The following is a 20,736-nucleotide window of genomic DNA, read 5'->3' as shown; positions in this document are numbered from 1 at the left end:
ACCTCAAGGCGTTTGCTGCCACCAATCTGCAATAATTTTACCCACTGCAGGATTAACCAGATAACCATATGACCGGTGACAATTAAGCCCCGCCTCATTCCGGTAAAAATTATAGATTCCCTCGCAATGGTCAACGATGGTGTCAATGATTCCCAACGTTAACATGGGCGCAAAATCGTCTGCAAAGATTCTGTCCAAGGCCGTCAGATCGCCAACGGAAGAAATGTTTGCCCAGTGCCTGATATTGGTAGGATACCGCAGCATTCCCGTATGCGAATACCCCATCAACTGGCGTTGCACATAATTCATTCCCAACGGACTGCCCATTGTCAGAAACAAATCCACTTTTCCTGGCAACTGTTCCAGATGAGATAACTCCCACAAGGTATCGTAAGCTATGACGGAACCTAGGCTATGACCGATCAGCAGAATTTTGTCCTGGTTTTCGAGCATTGGGCGCAACTCACGTTTCAGCAAGCTACGAATTTCGTAGGCAATATTATTCCTGTTCTCAAAATAGCGTAATGTCTCTTTGGCTGTCGATTGAATGGGTTTTGCTGCCAATCTAAGCAACCAAGGAAAATGATCAACGATCGTATACAGAAGACGATCGATTTGGCGATGCCATGCCTTCGCTTCACGAATATCTTGCTCGGTTGGGCCATGCTGATTGATTAACGCATCAATCCAGGCAAGTTCGCTGCTGATATCCTTATGCTCGGAATAATAAAGGTAGTTCCACGCAATCAATTTAAATTGTTTTGCATGCTGACTTAACTGGCTGACGATATGTGGTTCAGCTCGTCGGACACCTTCCAGCAAAACACGCCACAGCAGCTTTTCATGTTGCTCGACGTGTGGCTTAGGATTTTTTCCGGGAATAAAAACAATCTGTCGCTGGCTCATTCATTTTCCGAGCAAGCTCATAATCGGACAGATTTCCAATAACTCGATTTCCAGTAAGCATTATCCAAACTGGATATAGTGACGCCCTTCTTTTGAGAAGCATGCAGAAATCTATTCTTTTCTAAATAAATCCCTACATGATTCGAAATTTTTCCCGTTCGGAAAAAAATCAGATCTCCCACTCTCAGTTCATCTTTTTTGACTTCATTGCCCAGTCGTGCTTGCATCTCAGACGTTCGAGGCAGACTCAACCCGAGCTTCGATTTGAAGGTTATATGCACAAAACCGGAGCAATCAATTCCGGCCCGAGTCAGCCCACCGGACTGATAACGCACACCCTGCCAGTCATTATATTGAGAGTAAAGCGCTTGCTTGATTTGAGCGGAATTAACGGGCTTGTTGGTATTAAGACTTGCCTTGTATGCGGAATTTTTTTCCTGCAAAGACCCACAGCTCACCAGGAAAGTGATACTAATTAAAAGAATGAATTGAGAAAAATAGCCTTTCATAGATCAGGTATTCGCCTCGCATAATCTGGGAACGAAGATGCGGCAAGTTAAGGAAGTGCTGAAAACCACTGCGCTCGTCCATGCTGTGCTGAATTCCGAGTTCCCCCTAAACTCGATTACTGCGCATTCCCATACTTGATAACTTTGTTAGGACGCTTCTGGCAATATCTTTGAGGGGCACCACTTCATCAACCCCCCCTGCGGCAATGGCTTCCTTGGGCATGCCAAAAACAACACAACTCAGTTCATCCTGCGCAAAATTATAGGCGCCTGCCTTATGCATCTCCAGCATTCCTGCCGCGCCATCCTTGCCCATTCCGGTAAGAATGACGCCAATCGCATTTTTACCGGCACAGTTTGCAGCTGATCGGAATAGTACATCAACCGATGGCCTGTGTCGACTTACGAGCTCACCCTGGTTTAATTCGGTCATGTAGTTGGCCCCACTCCGCTTCAACAGCAAATGGGAATGACCGGGAGCGATAAATGCATGACCGGGCAAAACTCTTTCGCCTCCTTGTGCCTCCATCACAGAAATTCTGCAGAGACTGTTTAAACGATTGGCGAATGATTTAGTAAATCCTTCGGGCATATGCTGAGTAATCAAAATTCCTGGCGAATCTGGAGGCATATGAATTAGAAATTCTTTGATCGCTTCAGTACCTCCGGTTGAGGCTCCTACGATGATCAACTTTTCGGTCGAAGCAATACGATTCGATACTGCGGGTAATATGGCATCCGCCGATGCACTTTTTGTGATTTGCAGTGAAGGTGTTAACCGTTTAATTCGTGCAGACTTGGCAATGCGGATTTTGTTCGTAATTTCCTGGCTATATTCTTTTAATCCTGCGGCAATGTCTATTTTCGGTTTTGACACAAAGTCAACTGCACCCAGCTCAAGCGCTTTCAACGTTACTTCAGAACCTTTATCCGTCAGTGTCGACACCATAATGACCGGCATGGGCCGCAGACGCATCAATTTTTCCAAAAAATCAATACCATCCATTTTCGGCATTTCAATATCCAATGTCAGCACATCGGGATTCATTTCTCGAATCATCTCGCGTGCTGCCAGCGGATCCGCGGCAGTACCGATCACCTGCATATCAGACTGGCTATTGATAATTTCGGTTAATAGCTTACGAATCAAAGCTGAATCGTCGACGACGACAACGGTAGTTTTATTCATTGCAAATACTCGATTAGATTGTCAATCAATCGCATTAGGAAAACAGCTCTACTTCTCCTCCGGCGTCAACTTTATACAGACGCTGCCTGTAATCCCGTTCACGCTGGGAAATGGTCGTATTGTGTTGGTTGCGCAATTTTTTCACCATGACTTTGCTGCTTTTAGGGAAAAAATAGACTTTGCGAGGAAAAATATCGACTAAATCCTGAGCCACTACGCGTATTCTTTCGGTTTGCAAAAATTTCAGCACGAAATCGGCATTTCGCTGCCCGACATTGGCCACAGTCAATCCATCCAGTACATTACCGCCGCCAAATACTTTGGCTTCCAAATTGCTTCGGCGAGCACCCAATTTCAATAGCTGGTTAATTAATATTTCCATCGCATACGTGCCATACCGCGCCGACGCATTCAGGGGGCTCCCTGCTTCCCCCCCATCAGGAAGCATGAAATGGTTCATACCGCCAATTCCGCTGTAACAATCGCGGATACATGCTGCAACGCATGAACCCAACACGGTTACCAACAACAAATCTTTATCGGTCACAAAATATTCACCGGGTAATAGCTTAACAGCATGACAGTCGAAACTCTTATCAAAGTAAAAATTGCTAGCCACTTGCTCATCTTTAATCTCAACCATGCTATTACCTCTGTTTATTGACTAACTCATACACGGTTTTTTCTCGCAACTTGAATAAATCACTTGCATGTTGAAAGCTTTCAGAATGACCTGCGAATAACAATCCATCCGGCGCCAATAAGGGTACAAATTTTTTTAAGATTTTGTATTGAGTAGGTTTATCAAAATATATCATGACATTGCGGCAGAATATGGCATCGAATGGTCCACGGATCGGCCAACTTTCATCCAGTAAATTCAATTGCCGGAATGTAATCATATTTCTCAGCTCTGGGCGCACTCTGGCAGAACCCGATTGCGCCCCCTTACCCTTCAAAAAAAACTGCCGAAGTTTTTCCTTGGGAATTTTTTCCAATTTATCCAGTGGATAAATCCCAAGCTGGGCTTTAGCAAGAACACTGGTATCCAAATCTGTGGCTAAAATATGAACAGGCGGCGTGAATGACTTAAATACTTCTACCATCGCCATGGCCATTGAGTAAGGTTCTTCTCCGGTAGAAGAAGCGCTGCACCAGAGTTGGATTTTGTTCTGATTTTTGCGTTTCTCGATATGCTTTTCGAGGATTGGAAAATGATGCTGCTCCCGAAAGAACGCTGTGAGATTAGTTGTCAATGCATTGGTAAAGGCTTCCCATTCTGCGGGATTTCCCTTTTCCAGGAAATTCAAATAGTCCTGAAAGTTATTAAACCCATTGGCACGTAAGCGTCGAGCAAGACGACTGTACACCATATTTTGCTTACTGGAAGAAAGCGAAATGCCGGCACGCTTGTAGATCAAATTTTTAATACGTTCAAAATCTGCTTGAGTAAAAGCATATTCACGTGTTTTATGTTCGGAAATTCTTTCCAAGTTTGAAATTAATTCCATAATCGCTATCTCGATAGGGTCACAGCATTCATTTATAAATCAGCTATATCATTTCTTGCTGCGAGGCCAGTACTAATGCCGCAGTATCAAGAATGAGCGCTACTTTGCCATCACCCATGATGGTGGCTCCAGAAACTCCTTGCACTCTTCGATAATTACTTTCCAAGCTCTTGATTACAACCTGATGCTGTCCTACCAAGTCATCTACGAACAAGGCAGCTTTGTGACCTTCCGCTTCTAAAATAACCAGAATTCCCTCATGAACTGAAGTGACATTAGGACGCAAATTGAAAATTTCGTGTAAGGCAATGACGGGTAAATATTCGCCGCGAACTTGAACCACGCGGCCATGGCCACTGACCGTTTTGATATCGGCGGCACGCGGCTGCAGTGATTCAACGATATAATTGAGTGGAACAATAAACATCTGATCACCGACCGCTATTGACAAACCATCCAGTATCGCCAATGTTAAGGGCAAACGAATCGAGATGCGCGTGCCTTCGCCAAACACAGATTCGATTTCGATGCGGCCACCCATACCCAGAATATTACGCTTGACGACATCCATGCCTACGCCCCGACCGGACACATCTGTAACCTTCTCAGCAGTTGAGAAACCGGCTTCAAATATCAATAACCAGACTTCTTGATCGGTCATGCCATCATGCACCGGCAATCCGCGTTCTCGAGCTTTCGCAAGAATTTTTCCTCTGTTTAAGCCTGCGCCATCGTCATTGACTTCAATAACAATGCTGCCTCCTTGGTGAAAAGCACGAAGTGTAATAGTGCCGTGCGCTGGTTTACCTGCCGCAAGGCGCTTTTCAGGCACCTCAATGCCGTGATCCAGACTGTTTCGAACCAAATGCGTCAAAGGGTCAGCAATCTTTTCAATCAAGCCTTTATCTAACTCGGTATTCTCCCCCACAGTCTTCAGTTCAACGCGCTTATTGAGCTTGGAGGCAAGATCACGGACAACACGCGGATAACGACTGAATACGAAACTGATCGGCATCATGCGAATCGACATCACTGACTCTTGCAGATCACGCGTATTTCTCTCCAATTGACTCATACCGCTGTGCAATTTCTCGAATAGCACAGGATCGAATTGAGAAGCTGTTTGCGCCAACATTGCTTGAGTGATGACTAATTCACCCACCAGATTGATCATTTGATCGACCTTTTCAATACTTACTCGTATCGATGAAGTTTCGCTGGCCGACACTGCGGCATTATTTTTATTGGAAGATTTGTTCGAAACTGCTGACATGTCTTTAGGAACAGGCGTGATCTCCGGTTGCTGCAAGGATGAATGCTCACTCAATTCGGGATCTTCCGAATCAATCGGGGCAGCCGGTGCTCCTGGGAAGAAACCATAATCGGCAGTTGAAGATGTATTATCTCGACTTGTCGATGGTTCCGCCTGGGCTACAGCCTCACTTGAATTATTTTTCACGCCATCATCCGCTGCGGGAACAATGGTTGACTGATCAATCTCGATTTTTAAATTTTCTGGATTGACCACAAATGCCAGTGTCTCCCAGACATCCTCTTCGCTGTTATTTGTCGTAAGCTTTAGTTTACATAGCTCATTTCCAGTTTCTTCTGAATGATCTGCTAGTGCACCGAGATTCCTTAAATTAAGGAATAAATTCTCCAGAGCTGCATCACTCATACCGCTTTTGGAGAACTCAATGTCATAGGTTTGACCTGCTATTTTTTGGGCTGATTGAGACTGATCCTTGGTAACTGCTGGTATTGGCTCTGAGGGCACCACCTTGGGCTGAGCGGTATCAGCTTGAATATTTTTAACTGACCCTTGCGACTCGTCGCTGAGTCGTTTCAATTCCTCACAGATCGCAACTGCAGCTGCAGGATCGGCTTGTCCTTCTCCGCGATGAGCCGCTAGTTGTTCGCGAATGACATCACCAGCTCTTAAAAAGGCATCGACCATCTCGCTGCGTACCTCGAGCTCCCCTTTTCTTAATTTATCCAGTAATGTTTCTAGCATATGGGTTGCCTCCGTCATATCCGTAAAGCCAAGCGTACCCGCTCCACCTTTGATTGAATGCGCAGCGCGAAAAATAGCGTTCAAATCTTCCAAATCCGGCGAATTCACATCGAGCCTTAACAGACACGCTTCCATATCTGCCAGCAACTCCGAGGATTCTTCAAAAAATATTTCATAAAATTGTTCGAGATCAGTACTCATAAGTCACCTTATTTCATAGTGAGCTGTTAGCCTAGCATTTGAAGTAAACAAACAAATGTAGAAAAAGAGGTAAAATCATTACTCAATCTGAATGCATCAAAAGGTAATGTTCGTGGCGATATTTCTTTTCCGCGGCATATCAATTGATTACTTTAGCAATCACTTCCAGCAAGCGTTTTGGATCAAACGGCTTGACGAGCCAACCGGTAGCACCTGCCGCCCTTCCTTTCGCCTTCATTTCGTCGCCCGATTCGGTCGTCAGCATCAAAATCGGAATGGTTTTATAGTGATTCAACTCGCGCAACAGCTCTAGTAGTTTCAATCCATCCATGCGCGGCATATTGATATCCGTCAGTACGAGATTCACTCGATGATGATTCGCCTTTTCCAAGGCATCTTGACCATCCACTGCTTCAATGACCTCATAACCGGCCCCTTTCAGGGTAAAAGCAACCATTTGCCGAATTGATGTTGAGTCATCGACCGTCAGTATTGTTTTCGCCATTTGCCTTACTCCTCTCACTTACATTGTTAATTTGCTGCTTACACCTGCATCATTTCAATTGAACCCAATCAGAAAAGCTCGATATCTCCCATCTGCATGCCTTGCTGCACCACGGGTTTCTTTTTAGCTCTTGTATTGGCCGCCTTTACTGCGCTTGAGATTCCCTCATGTTTTTCTTGCACAGAAGAGCGCCCATTTTTCCAGTCTGCTTGCCGATCAATGTGCTGCAATTCGATGTTCAAGTTTTCAACTTGCTTGACCGTATGAGCCAGTAATTGTGTGACGAGATCGCCGAATTGTAGTGAAGTCACTGTCATTTCCAATTCTTGTTCAATTTTGTCCGCAATGACCATCTGTTTCTCCAACAACTCAATGATCGGGACACTCTTTTCAGGAACGGCCATTTTTTCAATCGCGAGCACCATGTCATGATGAGTTTTGGTCAACTTACTGATATATCTAAAATTAATTACCAGATTATTCACTGCATCGCTGACTAATCGATCAACCTGGGAGAGGTCTTCTTTGATATTCATGAAATACTCTTCTGCATCAACGTTACAGAGCATTTCATACAAACTGTTGGTAGTCAGCTCATCTGCATTGGGTTTAGCACTTCCATGATCTTCTGATTTTCGATCAGTCACTTTCCTCTCCTTGTCAGTCGGCTTGAAAGTTTTTAATACCGCTGATTGACTCAGCCAATGCATATTCTGTGGAATATTCATCATGGATTTCACATTGGGAAAATTTCGCGCGACTTAATCGATGCAGGGATATTAAGCAGCTGATTTTTGAAGAATCTGTTTCCATGACTCTCGATTCCCATTTGATTTAAAAATCATATTTACTCAACGAGTTAACGTCAGAACATAGAATAACTTTAGTTCTGATGAGCCATAAAATGATTAATTCTTGGGAAAGAAGAAACGCTCAATTTATCAGTGCTGTTAGCTATCTGGTCGAGCACAAACGGACGAATTTCGGTCGTTTATCGAGCGTTACGGCAAAAGAGAATTGATTCAATATCTTGCTTTTTAGGTATTCTCAGAACGATACTCAACTTGTGGCATCGCCAATTCGATTAGCCCAGCCGACTGCTTGTATTTCGATATCCGATAGCTCGGCCAGGTTCAGAAAGCCCAGTTCGTGCAAGAGAGACTGGATCAAAGTGATATCGCCTTTTTCATTGGCTTCAACAAGCTTGAGTTCCTGACCTAAGCGGCCATCGCGAGTTAACAACGCCTGGCTCATATCCTCGGGAATACCCAACTTGTCGATGATTTGCTGCATGTCGATTCCAAGCAACACATCAAGTAAGGAGAGAATACCAACCATAAAGGCTCTTTCATGATGATTCTTATCATGAGGACGTTCAGAGGTGGCGATTAATTCCATCAGCTTCCCTCGTGTCGCCGCCGTTTGCATCAACGCATTCGACATACTATCGTCGGATTGATTGGCGCTATACAGCAACAGTTGTATCCACCGTTGCAATTGTTTGCGGCCTAAAATCATGATTGCATGTTTAATCGAATTAATTTTCTGAGGCACACCGCTGGCAACTGAATTGACCATGCGCATCAAGTTATAGCTCAACCCGGGTTGATGCTTGAATTCTTTTTCGATTTCTTCAATGTCGGTCTCGCCCATTACTAAAGTCAATAGCTTCAATAACGACAATTTTCCTGGATCGGCGCGTTTTACCGTCATAACTTCAGGTTTGGCGAAGTAATAACCCTGAAACATCTGGAATCCCAATTGCATGCAGAGCATTTCTTGCTCACGATTTTCTACTTTCAACGCCAATAAGAGAACAGGCCAACGATTCAATTCATGCACAAGCTTTATCAATTGCTCCTTTTCCAACGCCAGAATGTCAACTTTCGCGACGCTCACGATGGGAAGCAACTGCTCGACTTTGCCATTCATTGCCACAATATTATCCAGAGCAAATTGATAGCCCTTTTGTTTCAATTCATTACAACGTTGAAGGAATTCTGTGCTGATTGTGGATGACTCTCTGATTTCCAGAACAACATGCTTGCTCGGCAGCAAGCTAATGATGTCGCTCATGACCAGATCCGGATCTGCGTTGATAAAACCACGCTGCCGCCCTAATACATTTTGGATGCCTAATTGACCATAGGCATTGACGATGACATTTGCCGATGCGGAAAAATCATTGGTGACGTTTACCGATTCTTCAGTCTCTTCTTGTCTGAAAAGTAATTCAAAAGCAACCAGATTATGATTACGATCTAGAATTGGTTGCCGACCAAGAAAAAAACCTCCCATGACTTCCTCCGCTATAACTTACTCTGTGATGCAAAATGTCCTTATTCATCGACTCAATGAATAATTTCTTAATCAGAATCTGAAAAAATTCAGAACCAGCAAAATTTTCACAACCCTACAATTCACACTTACATACTTACACACTTACGAAAAGGATTGAGAACCAGCAGCTTGAAATAGTTTTACAGGATCGCCTGCTGGCAGCCTATCGTCTTAGAGTTACAGTAATGCAGGAATTGCGCGGTTCTTGCCAGTCCGTTTCGCTTGGTAAAGCGCCTGATCAGCACGACTGATGACTGAATTCTGGTGCTCGCCAAATGAACGCAGCGCCACACCCGCGCTGAATGTTATTGAGCTTAATTGATTATCGATTTGCAGCAAGCTGCTCTTAGTCAGATTATTCTGCAAACGATGGATAATCGTCAACGCTTCTTCTATTTCAACATCAGGCAGTAGAATCACAAATTCCTCACCACCAAAGCGCGCCACGATATCCGTGGGCCGCAAGGTTTCTTTAGCCACGGTCACCAGATTGATCAGCACACTATCACCATAGGGATGACCCAAGTTATCATTGATTTGCTTGAAATTATCCAAATCGACCAACACAACGCCCAGCGATTGCGCATTTCTATCTGCGCGCGCTGCTTCACGTTTGAATACCTCATCCAGGCCGCGGCGATTGAATGCACCGGTCATTTGATCGGTATGCACGAGTCCGCGCAACTGTTCAATTTCGCCTTTCAAGGCTTCGATTTTCAATTCCGCGCGCTTCACCTGTTCCTGAGCGGCAAACACTTCATCGTTGAACCTTAAGCCTCGGGTTTCAGAAAGTACAATATCAAGAATCCTAATCATTTCATCGGCGCTATTGGTTTTGCGGATTTGCTCAGCATAACGCTCGACCTGCTTATAATAGTCATCTGAATCAACCATATTTTTCTGTTCACTTGTAATAGAATCCGATGATTTAACTAATCTCAGCATTCCTTTGCGCCTCGATGTAATAGCCTCTTGCATAATGCCGTCCTCCTCTTGATACATCACAGTGCCCGATTTCAAACAGTTATACCGGTGTGGGGATGATTCGTTGGATTGCGAAGGAGAACCCATACCCGGTATTTACTGCCATGGAAGCAAAGTTAACAGAGCAAAACAGAATTGAATCGAATGAATAAAACGGGAAATCGGTGCTATTTAGCGGAAAACACGGCACATGCCCGACTTAAAAAGATATAGACAGGCTATTCAGATGTAAGTATCTGATTTTTGCCTCCTTTTTTTGCACGATACAATGCTTCGTCAGCCCGTTTAAAAATACTCTCTGGGGATTCGCCCGGTTGAAATTGCGCAACACCTGCACTGAACGTAATCAATAAGCGTTTATTCTCGTGTAAGAAAAATTTCTTGGTCAGATTGCGGCGTATTCGTGACAATATCTGAACAGCTTCCTCTATTGTCGTTTTTGGCAATAAAATGACAAACTCTTCACCGCCATAGCGTGACACGATATCTTCCGGGCGCGTCGTTTCCTTGACTGCGTCCACCAGATAGACCAATGCATCATCGCCTACCGTATGTCCGTAGGCATCATTGAGCTGTTTAAAATTATCAATATCCAGCAACGCATAACACAACGGAATCCTGTGACGCACAGAGCGAGCCGTTTCGCGACCAAATGCCTGATCCAGTCCTCGCCGGTTCAGTACGCCGGTGAGATGATCCTCGTGTACTTTTTCACCAATCTGCTGCAATTCAATTTCTAGCCGATTAATCTTATCCTGCGCCAGATTGACTTCTACCCGAGCCGCCAATAAATCATTCCGATAGTTGAGCGCATTTTTTTGCATTTGCTTGGTTTCCGTCATAATTTCCCCAAGCAGTTGATTAAGCTCGTTGATATCCTCGGTCTTGCTGATCTTTTCGGCATAGGACTCAAGTTTTTCCTGATATCCTCCGGCAGTATCGGATAATTCTTCGATATTTGTGATAATGAAGGTAACCATCTGCTTGAGCGTTCTTTTAGCCTCACTTAAGTTCAGGCCAATTAAATCCTGGCGCGCAGCAATTTCTTTCAAATTCTGTTCAGCTTGCTCAATCACGGACAAATCGAGCGGACGGGAAATCATTTGTCGTAGTTTACCGAACTGTCCTCCAATCCATTGATCCTCTGATAACAGCCCGCCCGTGCTGTCCATCAGCATATTCAAAAGTTTCAGCAACCCTTCTTGCAATTGAGTGTTAGATGTTGGCGGAATCTCTGGCGTTTTTGTATCGTTGCGCGATTTCTTTGCAGAGGCATCCTTTACTGGCTGATCTTCGCGGGATTTCTCTGAAACAGGAGGCGGCGACGCCGCCGAGCTTCCCCAGGAATCGACAAGGGCTCTGAGTTTGAGGTGTAATTGTATGGAGTCCTTGGAAAATTTCGTAAGCACCCGATTAATCCCTTCGCGTTTCTGCGCTATCGTCAACGCACTGTGCTTACTCTCGAGTTGCTTTAACAGAATTTTCAGCGTCTCTCCCCAATTTATTGCATCCTCGGGGTCCTTTTCATGAGACTTTGAGGGATCCATCACCACGGAGGCAATCGAATCCATATTCGGGCTGGATACCCCGGATATTTCATCATAAATCTTATGATAGTTGTCCGGTGTAGGAGGAATCTTGAGTAAGGCCAGTCGCCGCAATGTTTCCCGTGCAAAAACGGTTGGATTGGAGTTACTAATCTGGTTCATAGAAATTAATCAACGAGCTTATTCTTGATGGCATAACGAATTAATTCCGAATTATTTGTCAGCTTGAGTTTTTCGAGTAAACGCGCCCGATAGACACTGACTGTCTTAGGACTCAGAAACATCTCTGCAGATATTTCAGACAATGTTTTACCGGCTGCGATAAAACATAGGGTCTGATATTCGCGATCAGATAACGTGCTATGAAGCGGTTTATCGGCGTCAATATTAATGGTATTGGCGAGTTCCTGCGCAACTGCCGGGCTCACGTATTTATCACCCGCCGATACTTGGCGTATGGCGACAACAAGCTGCGCTGGCGCACTCTGCTTATTAAGATAACCGGCGGCTCCTGCTTTTAAGGCACGAATTGCAAACTCATGTTCATTATGCATACTGAGCATCAGCACTGCGAGGTGAGGCCGATCTTTTTTTATTTGTTTCAATATCTCAATGCCGTTTCTATCGGGCAGGGAAATATCCAGCAACATGACGTCGAAGCTCTGTTGACGCGCAATCTTGACTGCTTGAAATCCAGTTTCGGCTTCACCCGTCACTTTGATATCATCCGTTTCGCTCAGTATCTGTTTCAAGCCCTGGCGCACAATTGCGTGATCATCTGCAATCATTACACTGATCATGCCCATCTCCAGCTATTCAAAACCCCGGAATTTTCTTTTTTTCAACCCATACTCAAACTCTGGCGGTTTGTTAAACTGACTTTCTACCTCAACCAACTGTTCGCTGTGTTGCTCAAGATTGCCGGTCGGTATGAGAATCGTCACTTTGGTGCCTTTCTCGAAGTCGCCAGAAATGTGAAAACTGCCTTTCAGTTGCTGGCACCGTTCACGCATACCGCGGATACCGAAGGAATTCCGTTTTTCCACATCATTCTCAGTAATCCCGCACCCATTATCAGTCACCTCAAGGAGAATCAGATTTTCCAATTCCACCAGCTTGACTTGAACCCGCGAAGCCTGAGCATGCTTTGAAATATTCGTAAGGGTTTCTTGAAAAACGCGGAAAATGGCAATCGCCAGATCCGAATCCAAGGAAACTTCTTCATTTCCACACGCTACCTTACAAGCGATACCGGTGCGGTCGCTAAACTCCTTGGCTTGCCACTGAATAGCAGCGACAATGCCGCAATCCAAAATTCCTGGCCGTAAATCCAAGGAAATACGCCGAGTACTGTCGATCACACGGTCAACCAAGCCTTCAATGGATTTCGCTTTTTGTTGATAGAACTCCGGTTTTCTGGTCGCATCCATCAGCGGAAACAATTCACATTTTATCGCCGTTAATGTTCCGCCAATATCGTCATGAATCTCGCGAGCGATACGGGCGCGCTCCTGCTCCTTAATTTTTTGCAAATAAGACGATAATTCAGCCAATTGCTCACGGGATTGTGCAATTTCCCGTTCAGCCAGCTTATTGCGCGTGATATTGATCATGATGCCATCCCAAATGGTTACATTCTCGGATACTCTCCGGGGTGTCGCCCGCAAGCTGATCCATTTGATATCGCTATCCCCTTTTACCTGAATACAGCCTTCCCAGTTCCAGGTTGACAGTTGTTCAGCAGAGATGGTCATCAATTGATGATACGATTTTCTATCGTCTGGCAGAATTAATTCCGGAAATAGAGTCGGGTGATTCATCAATTTTTGGGGTGATAATCCCAATAACGTCTCGCTGGCATCACTGACATACGGAAAACTGGTTTGATTGTTTGCCAATAGCAGGAATTGAAAGACTACCCCAGGCAGATTGGAAGTTATTGCTTGAAAAAGTGTTTCGCTTTTTTGCAGGGCGAGCTGCGTACTGATGAATTGCTGGTAATTTTCTACTTCATGCAAACTACGCAGTATCGCAGGCACTAACCGGGCAAGATTTCCTTTCATCATGAAATCGTAAGCGCCTAATGCCATGATATGCGCAGCTGCTTCTTCACCGATATGACTCGATATCACAATCAAAGGAATATCCAGATCCTGATCCCTGATTACCTGCAGTACATCCTGCGCACTGAGTTGCGGCAAATCGTAGTCGGACAAAACCACATCCCAGTTATGCGCCACTAACGCATCCTGTAAGGCACTTTCCGTTGTAATCCGCAGATTGTCGACTTGGAACCCACCACGCACCAGCACTTGCAATATCCGATCCGCATCCTCTGCAGAACGCTCGATCATCAATATTCTCAGTTTCTCTTCATTGACCATCTCAGCCCCTTCCAGGTTGAAGCCGATATACAACCGAATTAAACCGAATTGATTCTGCCTAGTTTAAATAACAGATTAATTACCTGAATTAAAAAATTATTTTACAAGACAATCTCATGAAAATGAAACAAATTATTGCATCAACCGATAATTCAAAATTACCTATCTCATTAAAAGCGTGAAATATTAAACCCTAAACTTTTAAAAATGAAATCCGATAACTGGAACAACGGCGGTTACTAACCTTCTCGGATTGCAAGGAAAACCAACGGAACCGGCAATTATGCCAAAACATAAGTAGTATTATAAAGGAGAACCCAAATGCCACAAATTATTAATTCAAATATTGCCTCACTGTCAACACAACGTAATCTGAATAGCTCACAAAGTTCTTTGAACACGTCTTTGGAACGTCTGTCTTCCGGTTTGAGAATCAACAGCGCCAAAGATGATGCTGCCGGTTTGGCCATTTCTGAACGCATGACGTCACAAATTCGTGGTCTGAACCAAGCAATACGCAATGCCAACGACGGCATTTCGCTGTCGCAAACAGCAGAAAGCGCATTGGCTGAAGTTGGTAACAATTTACAGCGCATGCGGGAACTGGCAGTTCAGGCTTCCAACGGCAGCAACACGCAAGAAGATCGCGACGCATTGAATTCTGAATTCACACAGTTGCAAGCAGAAATTCAGCGCGTATCCGAGCAAACCAAGTTTAACGGCACCAATTTATTAGACGGTTCGTTTACTGGCGTAGCCTTCCAAATTGGCGCGAATTCTGGAGAAACCATTACTATTTCCAGCATCGCCAACGCGTCAACTGCAGCGTTAGGGGGCACAATGACTCGCGAAACGGGTAATGTCAACGCTACAGCCATAACAGGCTTTGCTACTGCCATCGCAGCAGGAGATATCACCATTAACGGTACAGATATCGGAGCCATAGCTGGCGCAGCGAATGCACAAGAACGTGCTGGCCAGCTGACTGAAGCCATCAATCGAGTATCGAATACCACAGGCGTCAGCGCCTCTTATGATACGGTAACGGGTGATCTGACACTGACTAGCGATGCTGCAATCACTATTGCCGGTGCGCTTGATGATGCTACAGTGGGCGGTTTTGATAATTCCTTTGCGTCCACCACCACAACCACCACCGGTATTGGTTCTTTGAATGTATCCGGCTTCACTAATGCCCAAATGGCTATTGACCAACTGGACAATGCGTTGAAAGAGATCAATACCAACCGAGCAGATTTAGGTGCGATTCAAAACCGCTTCAGTTCTGTCGTAGCTAATTTACAAACGACCAGTGAAAACCTGTCTGCATCGCGCAGCCGTATTCGCGATACCGACTTCGCTTCTGAGACTGCCAATCTGACTCGTGGACAGATCCTGCAGCAAGCTGGCGTTGCGATGCTCGCTCAGGCCAATGCATTACCTAATAATGTGTTGTCCCTGCTGAGATAAGCGGTTTCAAGGTAAGTCGTTTAAACGTAACAATATCACCAGTTAGTGGTCAATCACGGCAAGGCGGAGCAACACAATAATGCAGCAAACCGCCTTGCCTCTTGATCCACCCCAAGGAGATAGGAGATTAAAATGAATATCAACGCAGTAGCAGCCCAAGGCCCCGTTCAATCGGCGGCTCCTGTAGCTCGGTCTGGCAGTATCGAGACTGTTGCCGCTCCCACGGCTCCGGTTAAACCCGATCGAAGCAAACCTGAACAAGTAAAAGATGCCGCTCAACAAATCGAGCAGTTTACGCAGAACATTGCGCAAAACTTGAAGTTCTCGGTCGATGAAGATACCGGTAAAACGGTAGTCAAGATTGTCGACTCACAAACACAAGAGATAATTCGCCAAATTCCTTCTGAAGAGGCGATTTCGATTGCCCGTACACTGGATAAAGTACAGGGATTATTGCTCAACGGTAAAGCCTGACAAGCAATATTCAATAGACCGAATCAATATAGGATGTGAACCATGGTTTCTTCAGCGGGAATTGGCTCAGGACTGGACATCGACGGAATTATCAGTCAGTTAATGGCAATCGAAAAGCGCCCCCTGACTCAGCTCAATAACAAGAAAGCCGAACAACAGGCACAGCTTTCCGCTTTTGGCAGCCTGAAAAGCTCGTTATCGTCGTTTCAGGATAGCGTCCAGGAACTGGCAAAACCCTCGGTATTCAATGGCTTCAAAGCAACCTTGGTTGATACGGAGATGGCGACAGTAAGCACCTCATCAAGCGCTGCGGCAGGCGCACATGACATCGAAGTGCAATCCATCGCACAATCACAAAAAATAAAATCGGAAGCATTTGCCAGTACAGACACCATCATCGGCAACGGTACATTGACGATCGCCTTCGGGACCTATAATGGTGACGGTACATTTACTGCCAACGCGGAAAAAGCTGCAAAAACGATCACTATCGATCCAGCCAAATCCACTCTGGCTGATATACGCGATACCATCAATGACGCGAATGCCGGAATAACGGCAAGCATCGTCAACGATGGCAGCGGTAACCGACTGGTAATCGCCTCAAAAGATAGCGGACTCGCCAATGCATTAAAGATTACAGTAGACGACGCAGACGGCAATCATACCGATAATGCCGGATTATCAAAGCTCGCTTTTGATGCCTCCACAGGCGGCGTCACCAATATGACCGAGACGGTAGCAGCTAAGAATGCCGTCATGGTGATCGATGGCATTACCGTTCAGAAATCATCCAATACCATCGATGATGCCTTGGAGGGTGTAACGCTCAACCTGCTCAAGGCTGAACCCGGCACGACCTCAACTTTGACGGTCGAGAAAGACAACAGCAGTGTCGAAGCGGCTGTAAAGGCTTTTGTAACCGCCTACAACGGCCTGGAAAAAACCATTACTAACCTTTCTCGCTACGATTCTACAACCGATCAAGCCTCGATTCTGACTGGGGATTCCACCGTGCGCATGGTGCAATTTCGGGTAAGAGCAATGCTGAGCGACAATCAATTAACTGCAGGAGGAATCAACTCTCTGTCAGAGCTGGGTATCAGCTTTCAAAAAGATGGCACACTGGCGCTTGACAGCACGAAGTTGAGTGCAGTCCTGGCCGATCCGGAAAAAAGTGTTTCAGAATTTTTTGGGGATATCCCCGGAGACACCACCTCGACACCTGGATTCATCAGCCGGCTGGATCAATTGATTGAGGGCATGACGAGAAGCGATGGTTTAATTGAAAGTCGAATAGATGGTATCGACAGCGTTATCAAAACGATCGACAAGCGGACCGAGTCGTTAGAGTATCGCCTTGAAGAAATAGAGAAAAATTTACGGACTCAATATACGGCTCTGGACACGATGATCGCCAGCATGACTCAAACCAGCAATTACCTGCAGCAGCAATTGGCAAGTCTGAACATCTAGTGCAAATAATAGTCCAGATTTAACTCCAACGAACAAGGATCCTCTACCATGTATGGCACAGCAAACAACGCAATTTCGGCCTACCAGCGCGTAAGTGTTGAATCAGGCGTAGAATCAGCCACTCCACACAAATTAATCTTAATGCTTTTTGAAGGCGCACACGAGGCGCTTGCTAAAGCAAAAATGCATTTGCAGCATGGTGAAATCGCAGCGAAAGGACAAATGCTGTCCAAAGCGATCATGATCATCGATCACGGCCTGAAAGCGAGTTTAGATATGAATGCAGGCGGTGATTTAGCTATAAAACTACAGTCCCTGTATGACTATATGTCACATCGATTATTTCTGGCTAATATCGAAAATAATGCTGAAATTATCGATGAAGTCCATAAGCTGTTATCTGAATTATACGAAGCCTGGAAAAGCATCAAAGAATTCAGTAACACTACAGTTCCTGCGGAAACAACTGCGATTTAATTCAAAAATACGCTCATTCATAAAAATAACATAGGCAGGAATAAATGGACGGCGCACAAGTAATCTCAATGTATAAGGCTATTTTAGCAATTACTAACAAAATGTTGACAGCAGCACAGAATAGTCAATGGGACGAATTAGTATCTCTAGAGCAAGAGTGTAAGCAATTGACTAAAGCCCTGACAAAAGGAGAATCCGACACGATTCTGGATAACGAGCTGTTACAAAAAAAAATATCCATCATTCACCAGATATTGGATGACGATGCGCAAATTCGAGCAATTACCGAACCCTGGATGAGTCGATTGCAAGAGATGCTCAATACCAACAAGCAAGCCCGCAATCTTCAACACGCTTATCAAACAATCGGCAATAGCCAGTAGTGTATTGCTCATGTACATTCAACATCATTATTTTCGATTACATGAAATAAATAAATGTCGTGATTCCTGTAATAACGAAATATGATCTAATCACTCCGCTTACGCAAATAAAGTCTGTTACTCCGGTAACAGCCATAGCCGATACTCATTTACCTGCTGAATTCGAGTTGGGGCAAAAATATCAGGCTATCGTCGAAGCACGCCTTCCCAATGGAAATTCCAGAGTTCTAGTTGCTGACAAGCTTCTACAAATGAACCTTCCAGAAAAGTTTCAACCTGGTCATAAACTGGAGCTTGTTTTTATTTCCCCCGAATCCGATCCAAAATTTCTCCTTCTTGACGAAGCATCGACAGAAACTCAAGAGAAAAACACCACCTTAAGCATCACGGGCCGATTCTTGGGTCTTTTGATGCAGGAAGGAGCGAAACATGCTTTAGCGAACACCCTCCAATCTCTAACCAGCCCTGTCCCAATTGTAAAAGGAGCATCCATAAATAGTGCGGAATTACCCGTTTTATTACAAAAAGCAATTACGCAAAGCGGATTATTCTATGAATCTCATCAGGCACAATGGTTGAATGGAGAAAATACCCTGGAAAACTTGCAACGAGAACCTCAGAACAAATTAATGTCAACGATGGCTGATATGCCAGCAGCGAGAACAATTGGCTCCTCTTCGTTGAATCCTGAGATGCCGCTCAACGTTCAAAGCATTCCTATGGTAATGCAACAACTGGCCACTTTGGAAACCAATCATCTGTTTTGGCAAGGAGAGATCTGGAAGAATCAGCATATGGAGTGGGACATTCATGAACGGTCAGAAGATGACAAGCATACCGAATTGGAGCCTTCTCAATGGCAGACTCAACTACGCTTATCCATGCCGCAACTTGGAGAAGTTACTGCAAAGATCGCGCTGAATTCGCAGGGCATCCAAATTAGAGTGGACGCATCACATTCCGAAACTGTCAACTTGTTAAAAAAGAATGAATTGTCACTTGCCAAAGATATGCAATCAGTGGGACTGAATATCGTATCCATGGAGGTTCAACAGGATGACCGGAAGTGAATCCCTTCCCACGGCTGTAGCCTTAGCTTATCGTGAGGGCCAGATTGCGCCTAAAGTTGTTGCTAAGGGACGCGGACTCGTTGCCGAAGAGATCATCAAGCGCGCAAAGGAAGCAGGCATCTACGTGCATGAATCAAGTGAGTTGGTTTCCTTACTGATGCAAGTGAATTTGGATGATCGTATTCCCCCGCAATTATATATTGCGGTAGCCGAGCTTTTGGCATGGCTTTATCGCTTGGATCAGAAAGAGGCAAAACCTTTAGCAAGGGAAAATTTTTGACGCAACGGCGCAACCAATCGGAGAGGAATCAATAATGCAAGAGCCTGATCCAAACAGCAATATACTTGAAGTACTGGAACCAACCGAATTTTCGAAAGATGATGCAGAAGAGAATTTCCGCCTTTATTCGGAAGTGGATATTCTGTTCATTCTGCGGGGAATCATGCAAGCACATTCTCTAATCACGTTATATGCAGAACCCGGAAAAAATTTTTTTCTTACTTCCATTCTGAACGTAGATCCTGTTAACAAGGAAATGATAATAGACTACGGTTCCGATGAAAAAATTAGCCAGCAAGCCCTGCATTCAACAAAGCTAACATTTGTTACCACTCAAAATAAAATTAAGATCGAATTCATCTGCAACCGTATCAAAAGCGTCGAATTCGAAGGAAAAAAAGCATTCTCTGTCAATATTCCCGAGTCGGTATTACGTATTCAAAGAAGGGATAATTTTCGGATATCCACGCCGATTACAAAACCTCTCAAATGCATTGTTCCCGTCGTAATCGAAGAAAAATCAATGCAAGCAGAAATAACTTTACTTGACATAAGTTGTGGAGGAATTGGAGCGATCGATCAAAATCCCGTTGTTCATTTCGAGCCTGGAACGGTCTATAACAATTGCCAGATTTCCTTGCCTGATATTGGGACTTTCAATACGACTATCAAAGTGAAAAATATCTATGCTAAGAAATTGCACAACGGAGGAACCTATCAGCGCATTGGATGTGAATTTATCGGCCTAACAGCAAAAACGGAAGCCATGATCCATCGTTATATTATCAAGCAAGAACAAACCCGAAAAATGAAGTAGAGCTGTAAGTATTCACCCTCCTCGAATTCCTTCTTATCGCTTATACTGAAGTTCTGAAAAGAATAACAACGGCGGCAGCGCGAAATCGATTTGGAAAAACACAGTGGTATGTGGGTTCAATGAGTCTGTTAAGCCAGATTTCAACGCAGTATAACCGAATACAGTAGCTTTTAACTTTCACTGTTTCCTTAGGAAGAAT

Annotated in this window: 21 protein-coding genes; 8 read left to right on the top strand and 13 right to left on the bottom strand. The window is 44.6% G+C overall.

Annotated features, from left to right (window positions below; all coding sequences use genetic code 11):
• Window positions 1–3 precede the first annotated feature (3 nt).
• The 13 genes from ABF87_RS07395 to ABF87_RS07335 form a co-directional block, all read right to left on the bottom strand.
• Entirely contained in the window at window positions 4–906 is a 903-nt protein-coding gene (locus ABF87_RS07395; protein WP_160828503.1) for a lipase family protein, read from the bottom strand.
• Window positions 907–923: 17 nt separating this feature from the next.
• The gene (locus ABF87_RS07390) at window positions 924–1,415 is read right to left on the bottom strand and encodes an NlpC/P60 family protein (protein WP_160828502.1); all 492 of its coding nucleotides are present in this window, start codon (window positions 1,413–1,415) and stop codon (window positions 924–926) included.
• Window positions 1,416–1,521: 106 nt separating this feature from the next.
• A complete protein-coding gene (locus ABF87_RS07385; RefSeq protein WP_160828501.1) occupies window positions 1,522–2,604 on the bottom strand; it encodes a chemotaxis response regulator protein-glutamate methylesterase in 1,083 nt (360 codons plus the stop codon).
• A 34-nt stretch (window positions 2,605–2,638) separates the two neighbouring features.
• The gene (gene cheD, locus ABF87_RS07380; protein ID WP_160828500.1) at window positions 2,639–3,247 is read right to left on the bottom strand and encodes a chemoreceptor glutamine deamidase CheD; all 609 of its coding nucleotides are present in this window, start codon (window positions 3,245–3,247) and stop codon (window positions 2,639–2,641) included.
• 4 nt (window positions 3,248–3,251) lie between these two features.
• Entirely contained in the window at window positions 3,252–4,115 is an 864-nt protein-coding gene (locus ABF87_RS07375; protein ID WP_160828499.1) for a CheR family methyltransferase, read from the bottom strand.
• 43 nt (window positions 4,116–4,158) lie between these two features.
• A complete protein-coding gene (cheA, locus tag ABF87_RS07370) occupies window positions 4,159–6,330 on the bottom strand; it encodes a chemotaxis protein CheA (protein WP_160828498.1) in 2,172 nt (723 codons plus the stop codon).
• 139 nt (window positions 6,331–6,469) lie between these two features.
• Window positions 6,470–6,835, bottom strand: coding sequence for a response regulator (locus tag ABF87_RS07365; RefSeq protein ID WP_160828497.1), 366 nt, complete (start codon window positions 6,833–6,835; stop codon window positions 6,470–6,472).
• Window positions 6,836–6,903: 68 nt separating this feature from the next.
• Window positions 6,904–7,482 carry a hypothetical protein gene (locus tag ABF87_RS07360; protein ID WP_193568000.1) on the bottom strand — a complete coding sequence of 193 codons (579 nt, stop codon included), beginning with the start codon at window positions 7,480–7,482 and terminating at the stop codon, window positions 6,904–6,906.
• Window positions 7,483–7,894: 412 nt separating this feature from the next.
• Complete coding sequence (locus tag ABF87_RS07355) at window positions 7,895–9,133, bottom strand: HDOD domain-containing protein (RefSeq protein WP_160828496.1); 1,239 nt, start codon at window positions 9,131–9,133, stop codon at window positions 7,895–7,897.
• A 219-nt stretch (window positions 9,134–9,352) separates the two neighbouring features.
• The gene (locus ABF87_RS07350) at window positions 9,353–10,069 is read right to left on the bottom strand and encodes a GGDEF domain-containing protein (RefSeq protein ID WP_240143580.1); all 717 of its coding nucleotides are present in this window, start codon (window positions 10,067–10,069) and stop codon (window positions 9,353–9,355) included.
• A gap of 308 nt (window positions 10,070–10,377) precedes the next feature.
• Window positions 10,378–11,868, bottom strand: coding sequence for a GGDEF domain-containing protein (locus ABF87_RS07345; RefSeq protein WP_160828494.1), 1,491 nt, complete (start codon window positions 11,866–11,868; stop codon window positions 10,378–10,380).
• A 5-nt stretch (window positions 11,869–11,873) separates the two neighbouring features.
• Complete coding sequence (locus ABF87_RS07340) at window positions 11,874–12,506, bottom strand: response regulator transcription factor (protein ID WP_160828493.1); 633 nt, start codon at window positions 12,504–12,506, stop codon at window positions 11,874–11,876.
• 12 nt (window positions 12,507–12,518) lie between these two features.
• On the bottom strand, window positions 12,519–14,060 hold the full coding sequence (locus ABF87_RS07335) for a histidine kinase (protein WP_240143579.1): 1,542 nt from the start codon (window positions 14,058–14,060) through the stop codon (window positions 12,519–12,521).
• Between the two features lie 351 nt (window positions 14,061–14,411).
• On the opposite strand from ABF87_RS07335, the gene ABF87_RS07330 reads away from it, so the two are divergent.
• From ABF87_RS07330 to ABF87_RS07295, 8 genes are all read left to right on the top strand, one after another.
• Window positions 14,412–15,560 (top strand): flagellin, encoded by a 1,149-nt coding sequence (locus tag ABF87_RS07330; protein ID WP_160828491.1) that lies wholly within the window; start codon window positions 14,412–14,414, stop codon window positions 15,558–15,560.
• A 132-nt stretch (window positions 15,561–15,692) separates the two neighbouring features.
• Window positions 15,693–16,034, top strand: coding sequence for a flagellar protein FlaG (locus ABF87_RS07325; protein WP_160828490.1), 342 nt, complete (start codon window positions 15,693–15,695; stop codon window positions 16,032–16,034).
• A gap of 42 nt (window positions 16,035–16,076) precedes the next feature.
• Window positions 16,077–17,510, top strand: a complete 1,434-nt coding sequence (gene fliD / locus ABF87_RS07320) for a flagellar filament capping protein FliD (RefSeq protein WP_160828489.1) — start codon at window positions 16,077–16,079, stop codon at window positions 17,508–17,510.
• Between the two features lie 48 nt (window positions 17,511–17,558).
• Complete coding sequence (gene fliS, locus ABF87_RS07315; protein WP_160828488.1) at window positions 17,559–17,987, top strand: flagellar export chaperone FliS; 429 nt, start codon at window positions 17,559–17,561, stop codon at window positions 17,985–17,987.
• A 44-nt stretch (window positions 17,988–18,031) separates the two neighbouring features.
• Entirely contained in the window at window positions 18,032–18,370 is a 339-nt protein-coding gene (locus ABF87_RS07310; protein ID WP_160828487.1) for a flagellar protein FliT, read from the top strand.
• A 59-nt stretch (window positions 18,371–18,429) separates the two neighbouring features.
• On the top strand, window positions 18,430–19,440 hold the full coding sequence (locus ABF87_RS15400; protein WP_160828486.1) for a flagellar hook-length control protein FliK: 1,011 nt from the start codon (window positions 18,430–18,432) through the stop codon (window positions 19,438–19,440).
• On the top strand, window positions 19,427–19,720 hold the full coding sequence (locus tag ABF87_RS07300) for an EscU/YscU/HrcU family type III secretion system export apparatus switch protein (protein ID WP_160828485.1): 294 nt from the start codon (window positions 19,427–19,429) through the stop codon (window positions 19,718–19,720). The genes ABF87_RS15400 and ABF87_RS07300 overlap by 14 nt, the downstream gene beginning before the upstream one ends.
• Before the next feature lie 34 nt (window positions 19,721–19,754).
• On the top strand, window positions 19,755–20,537 hold the full coding sequence (locus ABF87_RS07295; RefSeq protein WP_160828484.1) for a flagellar brake protein: 783 nt from the start codon (window positions 19,755–19,757) through the stop codon (window positions 20,535–20,537).
• Window positions 20,538–20,736 lie beyond the last annotated feature (199 nt).

The sequence above is a fragment of the Nitrosomonas sp. JL21 genome (assembly GCF_009833095.1).
In the GTDB taxonomy this organism is placed as follows: Bacteria; Pseudomonadota; Gammaproteobacteria; order Burkholderiales; family Nitrosomonadaceae; genus Nitrosomonas.
Note: the sequence above shows the minus strand (reverse complement) of the source record. Positions and strands in the feature narration are given on the sequence as shown.